At 53.4% G+C, this 15,526-nt stretch carries 18 protein-coding genes; 5 read left to right on the top strand and 13 right to left on the bottom strand.

The window, feature by feature from the left end; genetic code table 11:
• Positions 1-315 precede the first annotated feature (315 nt).
• Together pagP and cspE are read left to right on the top strand one after the other, a co-directional pair.
• Complete coding sequence (gene pagP, locus APU02_RS00645; protein ID WP_042285534.1) at positions 316-879, top strand: lipid IV(A) palmitoyltransferase PagP; 564 nt, start codon at positions 316-318, stop codon at positions 877-879.
• A 173-nt stretch (positions 880-1,052) separates the two neighbouring features.
• A complete protein-coding gene (gene cspE / locus APU02_RS00640; RefSeq protein ID WP_000034826.1) occupies positions 1,053-1,262 on the top strand; it encodes a transcription antiterminator/RNA stability regulator CspE in 210 nt (69 codons plus the stop codon).
• Between the two features lie 54 nt (positions 1,263-1,316).
• Here the strand turns inward: cspE and crcB are convergent, their stop codons facing one another.
• Positions 1,317-1,700, bottom strand: coding sequence for a fluoride efflux transporter CrcB (crcB, locus tag APU02_RS00635; protein WP_042285528.1), 384 nt, complete (start codon positions 1,698-1,700; stop codon positions 1,317-1,319).
• A 91-nt stretch (positions 1,701-1,791) separates the two neighbouring features.
• Here crcB and APU02_RS00630 point away from each other — a divergent pair, with 91 nt between their 5' ends.
• Positions 1,792-2,580 (top strand): deaminated glutathione amidase, encoded by a 789-nt coding sequence (locus APU02_RS00630; RefSeq protein WP_060568914.1) that lies wholly within the window; start codon positions 1,792-1,794, stop codon positions 2,578-2,580.
• A 128-nt stretch (positions 2,581-2,708) separates the two neighbouring features.
• A complete protein-coding gene (gene tatE / locus APU02_RS00625) occupies positions 2,709-2,912 on the top strand; it encodes a twin-arginine translocase subunit TatE (RefSeq protein WP_042285523.1) in 204 nt (67 codons plus the stop codon).
• Between the two features lie 99 nt (positions 2,913-3,011).
• On the opposite strand, the gene lipA is transcribed toward tatE, so the two are convergent.
• From lipA to APU02_RS00565, 11 genes are all read right to left on the bottom strand, one after another.
• Positions 3,012-3,977, bottom strand: a complete 966-nt coding sequence (lipA, locus tag APU02_RS00620; RefSeq protein WP_042285520.1) for a lipoyl synthase — start codon at positions 3,975-3,977, stop codon at positions 3,012-3,014.
• A 207-nt stretch (positions 3,978-4,184) separates the two neighbouring features.
• A complete protein-coding gene (locus tag APU02_RS00615; RefSeq protein WP_060568913.1) occupies positions 4,185-5,138 on the bottom strand; it encodes a YbeF family transcriptional regulator in 954 nt (317 codons plus the stop codon).
• Between the two features lie 294 nt (positions 5,139-5,432).
• Positions 5,433-6,074, bottom strand: a complete 642-nt coding sequence (gene lipB, locus APU02_RS00610; protein ID WP_042285513.1) for a lipoyl(octanoyl) transferase LipB — start codon at positions 6,072-6,074, stop codon at positions 5,433-5,435.
• 97 nt (positions 6,075-6,171) lie between these two features.
• On the bottom strand, positions 6,172-6,435 hold the full coding sequence (gene ybeD / locus APU02_RS00605; RefSeq protein WP_004100153.1) for a DUF493 family protein YbeD: 264 nt from the start codon (positions 6,433-6,435) through the stop codon (positions 6,172-6,174).
• Between the two features lie 107 nt (positions 6,436-6,542).
• Positions 6,543-7,754 carry a D-alanyl-D-alanine carboxypeptidase DacA gene (gene dacA, locus APU02_RS00600; RefSeq protein WP_042285511.1) on the bottom strand — a complete coding sequence of 404 codons (1,212 nt, stop codon included), beginning with the start codon at positions 7,752-7,754 and terminating at the stop codon, positions 6,543-6,545.
• 149 nt (positions 7,755-7,903) lie between these two features.
• Positions 7,904-9,010: an endolytic peptidoglycan transglycosylase RlpA gene (gene rlpA, locus APU02_RS00595; protein WP_060568912.1), complete on the bottom strand. Its 1,107-nt coding sequence runs from the start codon at positions 9,008-9,010 to the stop codon at positions 7,904-7,906.
• Positions 9,011-9,020: 10 nt separating this feature from the next.
• Positions 9,021-10,133, bottom strand: coding sequence for a peptidoglycan glycosyltransferase MrdB (mrdB, locus tag APU02_RS00590; RefSeq protein WP_042285504.1), 1,113 nt, complete (start codon positions 10,131-10,133; stop codon positions 9,021-9,023).
• Positions 10,134-10,135: 2 nt separating this feature from the next.
• The gene (gene mrdA / locus APU02_RS00585) at positions 10,136-12,037 is read right to left on the bottom strand and encodes a peptidoglycan DD-transpeptidase MrdA (protein ID WP_060568911.1); all 1,902 of its coding nucleotides are present in this window, start codon (positions 12,035-12,037) and stop codon (positions 10,136-10,138) included.
• Between the two features lie 29 nt (positions 12,038-12,066).
• Positions 12,067-12,534, bottom strand: a complete 468-nt coding sequence (gene rlmH, locus APU02_RS00580; protein ID WP_042285498.1) for a 23S rRNA (pseudouridine(1915)-N(3))-methyltransferase RlmH — start codon at positions 12,532-12,534, stop codon at positions 12,067-12,069.
• A gap of 3 nt (positions 12,535-12,537) precedes the next feature.
• Positions 12,538-12,855, bottom strand: coding sequence for a ribosome silencing factor (rsfS, locus tag APU02_RS00575; RefSeq protein WP_012904988.1), 318 nt, complete (start codon positions 12,853-12,855; stop codon positions 12,538-12,540).
• Between the two features lie 260 nt (positions 12,856-13,115).
• Positions 13,116-13,727, bottom strand: a complete 612-nt coding sequence (locus tag APU02_RS00565) for an adenosylcobalamin/alpha-ribazole phosphatase (protein ID WP_042285494.1) — start codon at positions 13,725-13,727, stop codon at positions 13,116-13,118.
• 96 nt (positions 13,728-13,823) lie between these two features.
• Here APU02_RS00565 and cobD point away from each other — a divergent pair, with 96 nt between their 5' ends.
• A complete protein-coding gene (gene cobD, locus APU02_RS00560; protein WP_060568910.1) occupies positions 13,824-14,909 on the top strand; it encodes a threonine-phosphate decarboxylase CobD in 1,086 nt (361 codons plus the stop codon).
• Here the strand turns inward: cobD and nadD are convergent.
• Positions 14,884-15,525 (bottom strand): nicotinate-nucleotide adenylyltransferase, encoded by a 642-nt coding sequence (gene nadD, locus APU02_RS00555; protein WP_082636759.1) that lies wholly within the window; start codon positions 15,523-15,525, stop codon positions 14,884-14,886. The two genes, cobD and nadD, sit on opposite strands and share 26 nt — an antisense overlap.
• Position 15,526: the final 1 nt, after the last annotated feature.

Raw genomic sequence — 15,526 nt, 5'->3', positions numbered from 1 at the left:
TACAATAATGCTACCGGTTCAATATATCTCAGCCGGCTTTATCCCTGTTATGGGTGTTTGTTTTATATTTGTGCAAATTATGATGCATCAATGTTAATAATTTGCGGGGCAGGAGAACAACGCGCGAAGCAGAACAAAAAAACAGCGATATCTCGCTGATAACACAGCAATAAATATACCCAAATATAATAAGGTTATTTGGGTGAAAATAAATCTTAGAACAATCTGATTCTGGTTTAAATCACCGCTGTTAAGGTCCCATTAAACTTTTTTTTGGTACAATTTAAGCTGTACTTAAGCAGGGTAATAAATATTGTGATGGTGGCTAAAAAATTCTTTTTCCTTATTGTTTTTCTTTTTATTCAATCCGGCCTGCAACAGCAGGCATTGGCTGAAGAGAAAGGATGGTTTACGACGTTTACCGACAATGTCGCGGAGACCTGGCGGGAGCCGGAACATTATGATTTATATATTCCTGCGATCACCTGGCATGCGCGTTTCGCTTACGATAAAGAAAAAACCGATCGTTATAATGAGCGTCCGTGGGGCGGCGGTTTTGGTCAGTCACGTTGGGATGAAAAAGGAAACTGGCATGGCCTGTATATCATGGCCTTTAAAGACTCCTGGAATAAATGGGAGCCCATTGGCGGCTATGGTTGGGAAAGCACATGGCGCCCACTGCCGGACGATAACTTCCGACTGGGGCTGGGCTTTACCGCAGGCGTTACGGCGCGCGATAACTGGAATTACATTCCTGTCCCGGTGCTGCTGCCGCTGGCGTCCATTGGGTACGGACCGGCAACGTTTCAGATGACCTACATCCCCGGTACCTACAATAATGGTAACGTCTATTTTGCCTGGATGCGCTTTCAGTTCTGAAGCGATAAGTGATTAAAAAGAGTAGATAAAACAATAAGCTATATGCTTATGCTAAAAAATAACGCGATATTTATCACTTTTTACCAAAGTTCGACTGGACAAAGCGTACCACAATTGGTGTACTGGTACCCGACACAGCATTTGTGTCTATTTTTCATGTAAAGGTAATTTTGATGTCTAAGATTAAAGGTAACGTTAAGTGGTTTAATGAGTCCAAAGGATTCGGTTTCATTACTCCGGAAGATGGCAGCAAAGACGTGTTCGTACACTTCTCTGCAATCCAGACCAATGGTTTTAAAACTCTGGCTGAAGGTCAGCGCGTAGAGTTCGAAATCACTAACGGTGCCAAAGGCCCTTCTGCTGCAAACGTAACCGCTCTGTAAGCCTACGTCAGCAAGAATTCAAAACCCGCTTAATCAGCGGGTTTTTTTTGATCTTCAGTGGCTGCTGGCGGCGGTAACTAACCAGAACGCCAGTGCGGTCATGGCAAACGAGCCGAGCAGGTTGACCAGCACATTCAGCATTGCCCATGCAACACGTCCTTCCTGAAGCAGAAAAACCACTTCCGCGGAAAAGGTTGAGAAGGTCGTTAACCCGCCGCAAAACCCCGTGGTGATAAGCACTTTCCACACAGGATCGATATGGGTCATCCGACTAAACCACGCCAGTCCCATGCCAATGATAAATGCCCCCAGTAAATTCGCGGTCAGGGTACCCACAGGGATCGCCTGATGTACCGGATTAAACCGCATACTGAGCATCCATCTCGCTACACTTCCTGTACCACCGCCAATAAAAACTGCTAAAAGAAGTTGTAACACTGCGTAATCCTGTTATTTGATGAGTAATGGGTATGAGTGTAACGCTGAATAAACAGGGTTGGCGAGTGTAACCAACCTGACTGGAGGGTGTATGTTCGCTGCTGCCGGGCAATTTGCCGTCAGTCCCGTATGGGAAGAAAACGCAGAAACCTGCGTATCGTTGATGACGCAAGCGGTCAAACGCGGCGTCTCGCTGCTCGTTCCGCCAGAAGCGCTGCTGGCGCGCGATGATGCGGATCCCGATTTATCGGTTAAATCCGCCCAGCGACTGGAAGGGGAGTTCCTGCAGCGGCTTTTGCAGGAAAGCGCAAACAATACCCTGACCACTATCCTGACTATCCACGTTCCTTCGCTTCCCGGACGCGCGGTGAATACGTTGGTGGCGCTGCGCGCCGGGAAAATCGTGGCGAGCTACGCTAAGCTGCATCTTTACGATGCGTTTTCGATACAGGAATCGCGAAACGTCGACGCCGGAAAGACGATTGCGCCGCTGATTGAGGTGGAAGGGTTTAAGGTCGGGCTGATGACCTGCTACGATCTGCGCTTTCCTGAGCTGTCGATCGCCCAGGCGCTACAAGGGGCGGACGTACTGGTACTTCCGGCTGCCTGGGTACGTGGGCCGCTGAAAGAGCACCACTGGTCAACGCTGTTGGCGGCCCGGGCGCTGGACACGACCTGTTATATGGTCGCTGCCGGTGAGTGCGGAAATAAAAATATTGGTCAGAGCCGGATTATCGACCCGTTTGGCGTAACCGTCGCGGCGGCGGCAGAGTGCCCGGCGCTGATCATGGCAGAGATTTCTGCCGCGCGGATCCGCCAGGTGCGCGCGCAGTTGCCGGTGTTACGTAATCGCAGATTTGCGCCACCGCAATTATTATGACGTTTTTTTAAACACTGCTTGATTCACCTTGTTACAGATTGCTATTGTGTGCGCGCGTCAAATGACCGTTAATGTTATCCGGTTATCAAGGCACGCTTTGCTGCCTGTTTTAATTCGAGAAGGTATTTATGGGTGAGATTAGTATTACCAAACTGCTGGTGGTTGCCGCACTGGTTGTTCTGCTGTTTGGTACCAAGAAGTTACGCACGCTGGGTGGAGACCTGGGCACGGCAATCAAGGGCTTTAAAAAAGCCATGAACGATGACGATGCGACTGCAAAAAGAGACGTAGACGGTAACGTTCAGGCTGAAAAACTCTCTCATAAAGAGTAATGCCCGGAGCAGGATGCTCATCCGTTTTATGCTGACGAGAAAAAACCCGCACGCTGGCGGGTTTTTTTTATGGCTGAAATGTAACGATTCGTTACTGAATCACTTCACTTCCATTCCTTTCGCCTGCAGGTCAGCATGGTAAGAGGAACGCACGAACGGACCGCAGGCGGCGTGGGTAAAGCCCATTGCCAACGCTTCCGCTTTCATCTCGTCAAACTCATCCGGGCTGACGTAGCGCTGTACCGGCAAATGGTGGCGACTCGGCTGCAGATACTGACCCAGAGTGAGCATGGTAACGCCGTGACGGCGCAGATCACGCATCACCTCAATGATTTCAGCATTCGTTTCGCCCAGACCCACCATCAGGCCTGACTTGGTCGGGATCTCCGGGTGCGCTTCTTTAAAGCGTTCCAGTAACTTCAGCGACCAGTTGTAGTCCGCGCCCGGACGAACCTGACGATAGATACGCGGTACGTTTTCAAGGTTATGGTTGAACACATCCGGCGGGGTGGCGGTCAGAATATCCAGTGCGCGATCCATACGGCCACGGAAGTCAGGCACCAGTGTTTCAATTTTTATGTTCGGGCTCTTTTCACGGATTGCGGTAATGCAGTCTGCAAAATGCTGCGCGCCGCCGTCACGCAGATCGTCACGATCCACGGAGGTGATCACCACATAGCGCAGCGCCATATCAGCAATGGTTTGCGCCAGCTTCACCGGCTCATTGGCGTCAGGGGCAACAGGGCGACCGTGAGCAACATCACAGAACGGGCAGCGACGGGTGCAAATTGCGCCGAGGATCATAAAGGTGGCGGTGCCGTGATTGAAACATTCCGCCAGGTTCGGGCAGGAGGCTTCCTCACAGACGGAATGCAGGCCGTTTTTGCGCATGGCGGCTTTAATGCCCTGGATACGTGTGGAGTCCGCTGGAAGCTTAATTTTCATCCATTCCGGTTTGCGCAGCAGGGCTTCGCGCTCTGTCGCCACATTTTTGACCGGGATAAGGGCCATCTTATCGGCATCGCGGTATTTAACACCGCGTTCCATCACAATGGGTTTACTCATAGCGTGCGTGTTCCAGTTGCGAATACGAAGGAAAGCGTTTTAATTCAATGAAATGTTGTATTTATCAACTATTTTTGAATTCACTACAGGCAGTATATCATTGAAACGGCCCTTAAAGCAGCCTGAGTGGTCGGTAAAATGTAAAATAGTTGTTGTTTTGTGCCATATGCCCAACCTCAGTTGTGACCCGACAGCAACATTTCCTTTTCAAAAAGCATCACGAATAACCGTAATCACGTTTTCCAGAATGGGATCGCGCAGGCTCAGTCGATTGTAATGGAGCGAGTAGTCGACCTGCTCGCGGTTCAGGGCGGGGTGCGGCAGCCGCTGTAGCGACCAGCACTGGTTGAACAGCGTGAAAAAGCGGGCTGGCATAATGCCGACAAGATCGCTGTGTGCGATCAGCGAGGCAAGGGTGAATATGTTATAGCTGCTGAAGCTGATTTTCCGGTTCGGGAAAATCTCCTGGATCCGCTGGCGCAGCAGCGTGAAGCTTTGCCCTTCTATCATCAACAGACTGTGTTCCGCATTGTCGACGTGCTCAGGGGTGGACGCGCCGGTCAGGAATGGATGGTTCTGCCGGCAAACCAGTTCAATGTTGTCGGAAAAGAGAACCTGATGCTGGACCACGCGATTGCTGTAGACGTGGTTATCAATAATCAAATCGGTCTGGAACTGGCTGAGTTGGGCTTCGGCGTCATGCACGGGAATATTCCGCAACAGCAGTTGCGGAAAGCGGGTTTTGATCGCCTGGTAGAGGGTGGGCATCACCAGCGCGCCGACGGACGGCGAGGTGCCAATGGTAATGGTTCGCTGTTTGTCATAACAGCCGGTAAGATCGAGAGCGCCGAGAATCGACTCAAGACCCTGGCTGATATATTCGTGCAAATGAGTGGCATAGGCGGTTGGCGTAACACCTTGTCCTTTGCGAATAAACAGCGGGTCGGGAAAAATAGTGCGCAGTTTCTGAATAGACTGGCTGATGGCCGAAGGCGTCAGATTGAGTATTTTGGCGGCGTTAACGATACCTTTATGAACATAAACAGCCTCAAAGATAGTCAACAGATTCAGGTCGATATTTCTTAGCGTTCTGAAAATTTGCGGTTTATCTTCGGGCCGGTGTTCGTAACAATGACCTTTCGGCTGACTATTCTCACTCACGCTCACACTCCAGATTTATTTGTTTTATGAATAATTGCGTGAGTTATATTTATGAGCTGCATATATTTTCTCCACCCTTACTCATCTTGCCATTGCGAAAAATGATTGCAAAAAGAATGACGATTGAATAATTAACGCGCGTCGATGAAAAATAGAATGACGACGAAACGAAATATTTCGTTAACGATTCAAACACAGAGATAATGAAAATATAGAAACCAGGCGGTTTTGTAAAGCCTTCAAGGGATCTGGATTAATGACCCAGCTAATTTGTGGGTCATTATTATCAATTGGTTAAGCAGTAATATATTCGTGAGGAGGATTATTTAGCAGGGCTAAAATATTTGCCAATAAACGTGGCCGAATATTTTCAGTGGTGGCTTGTTTATCCCACTGCGATATTTTTGTCATTTCCATTCCCGCATAACCACATGGGTTAATACGCAAAAATGGCGAAAGGTCCATATTTACGTTCAGCGCCAGGCCGTGGAACGAGCAGCCGCGGCGAATACGTAATCCGAGGGAGCAAATTTTCTTTTCGCCGACGTAGACACCTGGGGCATCGGCGCGGGGATGTGCGTCTATACCGACTTCCGCCAGCGTATTCACGACGGTTTGTTCCAGCAGGGTGACCAGTTCCCGGACGCCCAGCTTGCGGCGTTTGAGATTGAACAGGACATACATCACCTGTTGGCCGGGGCCATGATAGGTCACTTGTCCACCGCGATCGCTTTGAATCACCGGGATATCGCCGGGCATCAGGACATGTTCCGCTTTTCCCGCCTGGCCCTGGGTAAAGACCGGGTGATGTTCTACCAGCCAGATTTCGTCGGCGGTGTGCTCATCGCGGGTGTCTGTAAATTCGTGCATGGCCTGGGAGACGGGCTCGTAGGGTTGAAGGCCGAGCTGGCGGACCAATATTTTATCCTGAGACAAAACAGCATCTCCGTAGAGAAAACAAAAGAGGGAAAAAGTATATCACAGCGAGAGAGGAGAGGGGTTACCCGGACAATGCCGGGTAACGTTAACAGATTTACAGCACCATACGGACGATCTCAATGTTGCCGAGCTCTTCGTACAGTGTTTCAACTTGTTCAATATGCGTGGCGTTGATGGTAATAGAAACCGAGTGGTAATTGCCTTTGCTGCTTGGTTTTACCGTCGGAGAGTAATCACCTGGCGCATGGCGCTGTACCACTTCAACCACCTGATCGACCAGCTCAGGTAACGCCTGCCCCATAACTTTGTAAGTAAAAGGCGTAGGGAATTCAAGCAGTTCGTTAAGTTTGGTTTTCATGTCAGCTCCGGCGTAACGTAAAAAAATGACAACTCCCGCGGCAAGGCGGGAGTTTTACTGATGCTTAGTATATGGGGATGGAAATCACACTTTCAAGTGTTCGATTTTTAACCAAACCAGTGATGGAACATTAATTTAATGTAATCAATGATTTTACCGAAGAAGTTGCCTTCCGGGATTTCCTGCAGCACAACCAGCGGACGTTGCTCAATGGTTTTGCCGTCGAGCTGGAAGTTAATGGTGCCGACCACCTGATTTTTCTGCAACGGCGCGTGGAGTTCCGCGTTGTTCAGAACATAGCTGGCCTTCAGATCTTTCATGCGTCCGCGCGGGATGGTCAGATACACATCTTTATCCACGCCTAAGGAGGCGCGATCGGTATCGCCAAACCAGGCGGGTTCAGAGGCGAACTCTTTACCGGCTTTCAGCGGGTTGACGGTTTCGAAGAAACGGAAGCCCCAGGTCAGTAGCTTTTTACTTTCGGTTTCACGACCTTTATAGGTGCGTCCCCCCATCACTGCGGAGATCAAACGCATCTGCCCTTCGGTCGCGGAGGCGACAAGGTTATAGCCCGCTTTTGCCGTATGTCCGGTTTTGATACCGTCCACATTCAGGCTGTTATCCCATAACAGGCCGTTGCGGTTCATCTGGCGAATGCCGTTAAAGGTGAACTCTTTTTCTTTGTACACCGAGTATTCGTTCGGCACATCGCGGATCAGCGCCTGGCCAATCAACGCCATGTCGCGGGCGGAGCTGTACTGACCTTCCGCATCCAGACCATGTACCGTCTGGAAGTGGGTGTTTTTCAGTCCCAGCGCGTTCACATAGCTGTTCATCAGACCTACAAACGCGTCCTGGCTCCCTGCGGCAAAATCCGCCATCGCCACGCAGGCGTCGTTACCGGACTGCAGGTTGATGCCGCGAATCAGCTGTGAGACCGGCACCTGCATTCCTGGCTTCAGGAACATCAGAGAAGAGCCTTTGAAGACCGGGTTACCGGTCGCCCAGGCATCGTTGCCAATCGTGACCAGATCGGTTTCTTTGAATTTTCCCGCTTTCATTGCCTGACCGATAACATAGCTGGTCATCATTTTGGTCAGACTGGCCGGATCGCGACGGGTGTCGGCATTTTGTTCAGCCAGCACCTTGCCGGAGTTGTAATCAATAAGGATGTAAGACTCCGCATCGATCTGCGGAACACCCGGGATCATGGTTTTAATATTCAGGTCATCGGCATGCGCGCCTGAGATAGCGGCTGTGAAGAGAGCCGTGGTGAGCGCCATGCGCTGCATGAAACGAGCGGAAAAAGTGGTCTTCATGGTCTGAACTACGACATCCGTGATGGAATTGAAAAAAGTGCCTTACTATAGCAAATGCACTACCGGCAGGCATCTGACTTTCCGGGTGACTTTTGTTAACGTTGTTAACGTCACTTACAGAAATTGACAAATCAGATGCCGCTTTTACGTTATTGCGCGCCGGTGATGAATGACTGCAGCTGGGCTTCGGATTGTAAACGCTGCTGTAGCGCGCTGGCTTCCGCTTTACTGGCGAAAGGACCGAGCTGAATTCGCCACACGGCGCCGTTCTGGGTCACGCGTCCAGGCACGTTAAACTGCTGTGCTAACCGCGTCTGATACTGTTGCGCGCGCCCCTGATCGCTGACTGCCCCGACCTGAACAACATAATGACCGGATGCTGCAGCAGGCGCTGCGGCAGGTACCGTTGCAGTTGGCGCGCTCACAGGAGCGGTTACCGGCGCGGCAGTGGTGGGTTGCGCAGCCGGTGTCGGTTCACTGCCTTCCAGAACGCCTGACGCTAAGGTCGTTGGCGCGCCGAGGAAACCGCTACTGTTTACCGGCGCGCCAGCGCTGTCTTCGCTTTTCAGCGTGGCGTTACTGATCGCGCGAACATCGCCCTGAGGCTGGATAGCCTGTGGTGCGGAGGAGGCGCTTCCCATGCCGCCGCTCAGGTCTGGTCGCGCGGGCAGGGCATAGGTTTGTTTTGCCACTGTGGTACACGCCATGCCGGGACCCGACAGGGAACCGTCCTGGGCGACCACGATCGGATCGATGCGCACTTTGGTGTTATTCGAGGTGTTCAGACGGTCGGCGGCGGCGCGCGACAGCGAAATCACCCGATCGTTGCCGTAAGGGCCACGATCGTTAATGCGTACGACGATCATCCGGCCATTGGCGAGGTTAGTAATTCGCGCATAGCCAGGGATCGGCAATGTAGGATGCGCAGCCGTCAGCTGCATCGGATCAAACATCTCGCCCGAAGCGGTGAGATTGCTGCCCGGTTCGGCATCGTAAATCGCAGCAAGCCCGGCCTGACTGAAGCGCGACGGATCCTGCACAATCTTATAATGCTTACCGTCTCGCTGGTAATCCTGATTAGCGGTCGGGCTGAGCGGCTCGTAACGCGGCTCCGCTCCGCCGATCTCCACCACCGGTCCATTACATACCGCTGGCTGCGGCGCAACGATGGTCGCTTGCTGACCATCATCGCTCGTACATGCCGCGAGCAGCATAATTCCTGCTGCGACGCAGACTCCAGGCAACTGCTTACGCATTGCGCACCCCTTACACGCTTTTCGATAACATTTTTCTGTGGGTATGGATCGACATGACAATCCCGAACCCGGCCATCAGCACAATCAGCGCCGAGCCTCCGTAACTGACCAGTGGCAGCGGAACGCCTACAACAGGCAGAATACCACTCACCATACCAATATTAACGAAGACATAAACGAATAATATCAACATTAAACCACCGGCCATGACGCGACCAAAGGTGGTTTGCGCGTGGGCGGCAATCCACAGGCCACGCATGATCAGCAGGATGTACAGCGCCAGCAGGATAAGGATCCCCACCAGGCCCAGTTCTTCGGCCAGTACCGCGAAGATAAAGTCGGTATGACGTTCCGGAAGAAATTCCAGCTGCGACTGCGTCCCATGCAGCCAGCCTTTACCGCTCAGGCCGCCTGAGCCAATCGCGATCTTAGACTGAATAATATGGTAGCCCGCGCCTAACGGATCGGTTTCCGGGTCGAGAAGCATCATGACGCGCTGGCGTTGATAATCATGCATCAGGAAGAACCACAGGATCGGAATAAACGCGGCAAGCAGCAGCGCCGCCACGCCAATCAGACGCCAGCTCAGGCCCGAAAGGAACAGCACAAACAGGCCGGAAAGGGCGACCAGAATTGAGGTGCCCAGGTCAGGCTGCGCCGCCACCAGCAGGGTCGGCATAAAAATCAGCACCAGTGCAATGGCGGTATTCTTCAGCGATGGCGGGCAAACGTCGCGGTTGATAAAGCGCGCGACCATTAGCGGAACGGCGATCTTGGCGATTTCGGATGGCTGAAAGCGCACGATGCCGAGATCCAGCCAGCGCTGTGCCCCTTTTGATATTGCCCCGAAGGCATCGACCGCCACCAGCAATATGATGCAGACAATGTAAAGATAGGGCGCCCAGCCTTCATAAACGCGAGGCGGAATTTGCGCCATTACCACCATGATCACCAGACCAATGGCGATCTGCCCGACCTTACGCTCCATCATGCCAATATCCTGGCCGCTGGCGCTCCAGATCACCAGCGAGCTGTACACAAGCAGCGCCAGCAGAATCAGCAACATGGTGGGATCGATATGAATTTTATCCCAGAATGTTTTTTTGTTCGGATTATCCGTCATCGTTATTGATCCTCCGCCGCCGCAACCGCCGGGTTTTCAGCTGGCAGACTGGTGTTATTGTCACCCAACATAATGTGGTCAAGAATCTGACGCATAATTGTCCCCACCGCCGGGCCAGCGCCGCCGTTTTCGAGGATCATGGCGACCGCAACCTGTGGGTTATCATAAGGCGCGAAGGCCGTCATCAGCTTGTGATCGCGCAGGCGTTCGGCAATTTTATGCGCGTTATAGGTTTCGTTGGCTTTCAGGCCAAAGACCTGGGCCGTACCGGATTTGGCCGCGATTTTATACGGCGCGCTGGCAAAGTATTTATGCGCAGTACCGTTACCGCGGTTTGCCACGCCGTACATACCGTCTTTCGCCAGTTCCCAGTAACCAGAGTGAATGTCGCCAACCGGCGGTTCGTGGGGCTGTACCCACGGAACCTGCTTGCCGTTTTCGGAAGTGCTCATCAGCAGATGTGGCACTTTTACTACGCCGTCGTTAATCAGGATCATCAGCGCTTTGCTCATCTGAATCGGCGTGGCCGTCCAGTAACCTTGTCCGATACCCACCGGAATGGTATCGCCCTGATACCACGGCTTCTTAAAGCGCTTCATTTTCCATTCGCGGGTCGGCATGTTACCGGAGCGCTCTTCCGCGAGATCGATACCGGTATAGTGCCCGTAGCCAAATTTACCCATCCACTCGGACAGGCGGTCAATACCCATGTCATACGCGACCTGATAGAAGAAGGTATCGGCGGATTCTTCCAGCGATTTGGTGACGTTCAGATGTCCGTGGCCCCACTTTTTCCAGTCGCGGTAGCGTTTTTCAGACCCCGGCAACTGCCACCACCCCGGGTCGAACAGGCTGGTATTGCGGGTAATCACGCCTGCGCTTAACGCGGAGACGGCGACATACGGTTTTACCGTCGAGGCCGGTGGATAAACCCCTTGCGTGGCGCGGTTGACCAGCGGCGTGTTCGGATCGTTAAGCAAACCGGAATAGTCTTTACTGGAAATGCCGTCGACAAACAGGTTCGGGTCATAGCTGGGCATTGACACCAGCGACAGCACGCCGCCGGTGCGTGGGTCGGTCACGATCACCGCCGCGCGGCTGCCTGCGAGTAGCGTCTCAATATACTGCTGCAGTTTTAAATCTATGGTGAGGTGGATGTCGTGCCCGGCCTGCGGCGGCACTTCTTTAAGCTGGCGGATGACGCGGCCCCGGTTATTGACTTCAACTTCTTCGTAGCCGGTCTGGCCGTGAAGCACATCTTCGTAGTAGCGCTCAATGCCCAGCTTACCGATGTCATGGGTGGCGGCATAGTTCGCCAGCTTGCCGTCTTTATCCAGCCGTTCGACATCTTTATCATTGATCTTCGACACGTAGCCGATAACGTGAGTGAGTGCGGAGCCGTAAGGGTAGTAGCGGCGCTTATAGCCTTTCACTTCGACGCCAGGGAAACGGTACTGGTTTACAGCAAAACGCGCGACCTGCACTTCGGTCAGGTTGGTTTTCACGGGAATGGAGGTGAAACGGTGCGAACGGGCGCGTTCTTTCTTAAAGGCCGAGATATCGTCGTCGGTGAGATCCACGACGTTGCGCAGGGCGTCTAACGTTTGCTGCACGTTGTCTACCTTTTCCGGCATCATTTCGATCTGGTAAATCGTGCGGTTCAGGGCCAGCGGAATGCCGTTACGGTCGTATATAATGCCGCGGCTGGGGGCAATGGGCACCAGCTTGATGCGGTTTTCATTTGAGCGGGTCTGGTAGTCGGTATACCGGACGATTTGCAGATTGTACAGGTTGGCGATAAGCACGCCGGTGAGCAGCAATATACCCAAAAAGGCGACCAGCGCCCGGCGCACAAACAGCGCGGACTCAGCCGTATAGTCGCGAAAAGAATTCTGTAGTTTCATCCGCTGCGTAGTCTACTCAAGCTCAACGATCACTCACGGTGATAGGGGTGATTAGTGGTAATGCTCCATGCCCGATACAGGCTCTCGGCGACCAACACCCGAACCAGCGGGTGGGGAAGGGTCAGCGCGGAGAGCGACCAGCTTTGTTCCGCCGCTGCTTTACAGGCGGGAGAGAGGCCCTCCGGCCCGCCGATGAGCAAGCTGACGTCACGCCCGTCCAGCTTCCAGCGTTCCAGTTCCGTTGCCAGCTGCGGCGTGTCCCAGGGTTTACCCGGAATATCCAGGGTGACGATGCGGTTTTTGCCTGCGGCGGCCAGCATCAGTTCACCCTCTTTGTCGAGAATACGCTTAATATCCGCGTTCTTGCCGCGTTTGCCCGCTGGAATTTCGATAAGCTCAAAAGGCATATCTTTTGGAAAACGCCGCAGGTACTCGGTAAAACCGGTTTGTACCCAGTCGGGCATTTTCGTGCCTACCGCGACAAGTTGAAGCTTCACGCATTAACTCCAGAGTTTTTCCAGTTCATACAGGCGACGGCTTTCTTCCTGCATCACGTGGACAATCACTTCACCCAGGTCAACGACGATCCAGTCGGCAACACTTTCGCCTTCCACGCCCAGCGGCAGCATGCCCGCCGCGCGGGATTCCTGCACAACGTGATCGGCGATAGACATCACATGGCGGCTGGAGGTGCCGGTACAGATAATCATACAGTCAGTGATGCTGGATTTGCCCTGAACGTCTAAGGCGATGATGTCCTGACCTTTAAGGTCATCAATTTTGTCGATAACAAAATCCTGGAGTGCTTTACCCTGCAAGTTTTCCTCCTGGGGCATGAATGCATAAAACAAATAAGTCTGTCAGTATACCTGAACCCACACGGGTACGGGACAAATGTCACCGGCTCAGGTGCGGAAAGTGGGCTATCATCCCACCCCATGCAACAGAATGCATCGCCATTTTTGTAAAACAATTTCTGCAAAGGGCTGAAGGGCGGGAAAAGTCTGGCAGCGGAGAATAGCAGCCTGTCAGGGGGTGTCAATGGTCGAAGCGTGTCTGGCGCTAAAAAACAGACCTTTCATTCTCCCGGCTGCCATACCGCTCTGCTGTTCAGTACCCGCAGTGTGGCAAAATCGTCGTGGAAATCAATGGCGCTCCAGCAGCCTTGCTCAACGCGAAAGCGCCACATGGCGGTCGCGGGCATAGAAAGCAGCTTTGCAATCAGCAGGCTAAGTACGCCCTGATGGCTGACCATCAGCACATGTGTATGATGCTGGTAGTCGGCAAGCTGGCTTATCAGCCGATCCACCCGGCCTGAAAACGCCTGAAATCCTTCACCGTTGGTGGGGATCGCATTTTGCCAGTCGTTGCACCACGCCGCGTAATTGCTCGCATCTTCTTCGCACAGATCCCGGTGATGGCGCATTTCCCAGTCGCCGAAAAACATTTCATTCAGCTCGGGGCGGGTCAGGAGAGGAAGATCTCGCCCGGCTAAGACTAAGCGCGCCGTATGCTGCGCCCGCTCCAGCTCGCTGCACAGTACCTGCTCAAAGGGAACCTGCTTGAGCAGTGTGTTCAGCGTCTGCGCCTGAGTAATGCCTCGCGCCGTCAGCGGCGTGGGAGCATGGCCGCTGTACAGACCGGCTACATTGGCTTCGGTTTCACCATGACGAACTAACCAGAGTCGCATTTTTTCCTCGTGAACGTATTCGCGCAAAACATGATATTGGCCCTGATTGCGCGCGCTGTTTTCTTTAAAATAACGTTTTTTGCCAGGAGCGGCACGATGTCTCTGTTTTCAAGCGCACACGGCGGGAATACCCGCGAGGCCGCCGAGCTACTCGGTATTTCAGCCGATCGGCTGCTGGATTTTAGCGCGAATATTAACCCGCTGGGTATGCCGGCGTCGGTAAAACGCGCCATCGTCGACAATCTTCATCTTGCCGAGCGCTATCCGGACGTTGAGTACCGCCATCTTCATCAGGCGCTGGCGAAACATCATCAGATCCCCGCATCCTGGATCCTGGCGACAAACGGCGAGACGGAGGCGATTTTCGCGCTGGTGGACGGCCTTAAACCGCGACGGGCAATGATTGTCACGCCCGGCTTTGCCGAATACGGTCGCGCCTTACGCCGCGGCGAATGTCAGATTGACCTGTTCGCCCTGCGTGAGGCGGACGGCTGGCAGCTCACCGACGCTATCCTTGGCGCGCTCCGCGCTGAGCATGACTGCCTGTTTCTCTGTACGCCTAATAATCCTACCGGCCTGCTGCCGGAGCGGTCGCTGCTCGAGGCCATTGCGCGACGCTGTAAGGCGCTGAATATCGCACTGATTCTGGATGAAGCCTTTCTCGATTTCATCCCCGACGAGCCGGGGTTTATTCCCACCTTGCAGGCTAACCCGCATATCTGGGTGCTGCGTTCGTTGACCAAGTTTTATGCCATTCCGGGGCTGCGTCTGGGGTATCTGGTCAACAGCGACGAGCAGGCGGTCGCCAGAGTACGCGCCCGGCAGATGCCCTGGTCGATCAATGCGTTTGCGGCGCTTGCCGGAGAACATCTGCTGGATGACATCGCCTGGCAGCAGGCGACCTGGCAGTGGCTGAAAGAGGAAGGGGAACGCGTTTATCAGCAGTTGAGCGCGCTGTCGGGTTTGAGCGTCTATCCTGGCCGGGCAAATTATCTGCTGCTGAAATGCGAAAGGGATCTGCAGCGCGCGCTCCTCGAACGGCATATTTTGATCCGTAGCTGCGCCAATTATCCAGGGCTTGATGCGCGTTATTTTCGGGTGGCGATACGCAGTAGCGGAGAAAACGACCGCCTGCTGGCGGCGTTAGCGGATGTGCTTAACGATACAAACCGTGCAGATTAATATAGTCCAATACTGCTTTCGGCATCAGGTCGTCGCAGGATTCGCCGTTTTCCAGACGCTCGCGAATAAGGGTGGCGGAGACATTAAACCACGGTGTTTCGGCAAGATAGATTTTGCCCGCGGGCAGCCGGTGCAGATCGTCCGGAGTATGCGTCAGATGCTTTTCCAGCCAGCGTTGATGCTGCTCCTGCGCCATCTCCAGTGGGTAACCTGGACGGCGGCAGACGATCAGATGGGTGTTATCAAGGATGGTTTCGTAGTCATGCCACGTGGGAAAGGTTAGCAGTGAATCCTGGCCGATGATAAACGCCAGCGGCGCATCCGGACCTTGCTCCTCTCGCCATTCTTTCAGCGTTTGCGCGGTATAAGAAGGCGTATCGCGCAGCAGCTCACGCTCATCAAGGGTGAACAGCGGTTTATCGGCTATGGCCAGCTCGAGCATCGTTTTCCGCTGGGCGCTGGTGGCCTCCGGCTGTGGACGATGCGGGGGAACATTGTTCGGCATCACAATCACCCGTGACAGGCCAATCAGGTTGGCCAGGGTTTCCACGGGCTTGAGGTGACCATAATGCACCGGATCAAAGGTGCCGCCAAAAAGTGCCTGTAACGATTTCATA

The sequence above is a fragment of the Citrobacter sp. 50677481 genome, assembly GCF_001463265.1.
Taxonomy (GTDB): Bacteria; Pseudomonadota; Gammaproteobacteria; order Enterobacterales; family Enterobacteriaceae; genus Citrobacter_A; species Citrobacter_A sedlakii.
The sequence above is the reverse complement of the archived record's forward strand: the minus strand, read 5'-3'. Positions and strand labels throughout refer to the sequence as shown.

Coding starts and splice junctions, on each gene's coding strand:
- lipA (WP_042285520.1), bottom strand. CDS start 3,977: ATGAGTAAACCCATTGTGATGGAACGCGGTGTTAAATACCGCGATGCC.
- rlpA (WP_060568912.1), bottom strand. CDS start 9,010: ATGCGTAAGCAGTTGCCTGGAGTCTGCGTCGCAGCAGGAATTATGCTG.
- cspE (WP_000034826.1), top strand. CDS start 1,053: ATGTCTAAGATTAAAGGTAACGTTAAGTGGTTTAATGAGTCCAAAGGA.
- tatE (WP_042285523.1), top strand. CDS start 2,709: ATGGGTGAGATTAGTATTACCAAACTGCTGGTGGTTGCCGCACTGGTT.
- APU02_RS00565 (WP_042285494.1), bottom strand. CDS start 13,727: ATGCGACTCTGGTTAGTTCGTCATGGTGAAACCGAAGCCAATGTAGCC.
- cobD (WP_060568910.1), top strand. CDS start 13,824: ATGTCTCTGTTTTCAAGCGCACACGGCGGGAATACCCGCGAGGCCGCC.
- APU02_RS00630 (WP_060568914.1), top strand. CDS start 1,792: ATGTTCGCTGCTGCCGGGCAATTTGCCGTCAGTCCCGTATGGGAAGAA.
- mrdB (WP_042285504.1), bottom strand. CDS start 10,133: ATGACGGATAATCCGAACAAAAAAACATTCTGGGATAAAATTCATATC.
- dacA (WP_042285511.1), bottom strand. CDS start 7,754: ATGAAGACCACTTTTTCCGCTCGTTTCATGCAGCGCATGGCGCTCACC.
- nadD (WP_082636759.1), bottom strand. CDS start 15,525: ATGAAATCGTTACAGGCACTTTTTGGCGGCACCTTTGATCCGGTGCAT.
- ybeD (WP_004100153.1), bottom strand. CDS start 6,435: ATGAAAACCAAACTTAACGAACTGCTTGAATTCCCTACGCCTTTTACT.
- mrdA (WP_060568911.1), bottom strand. CDS start 12,037: ATGAAACTACAGAATTCTTTTCGCGACTATACGGCTGAGTCCGCGCTG.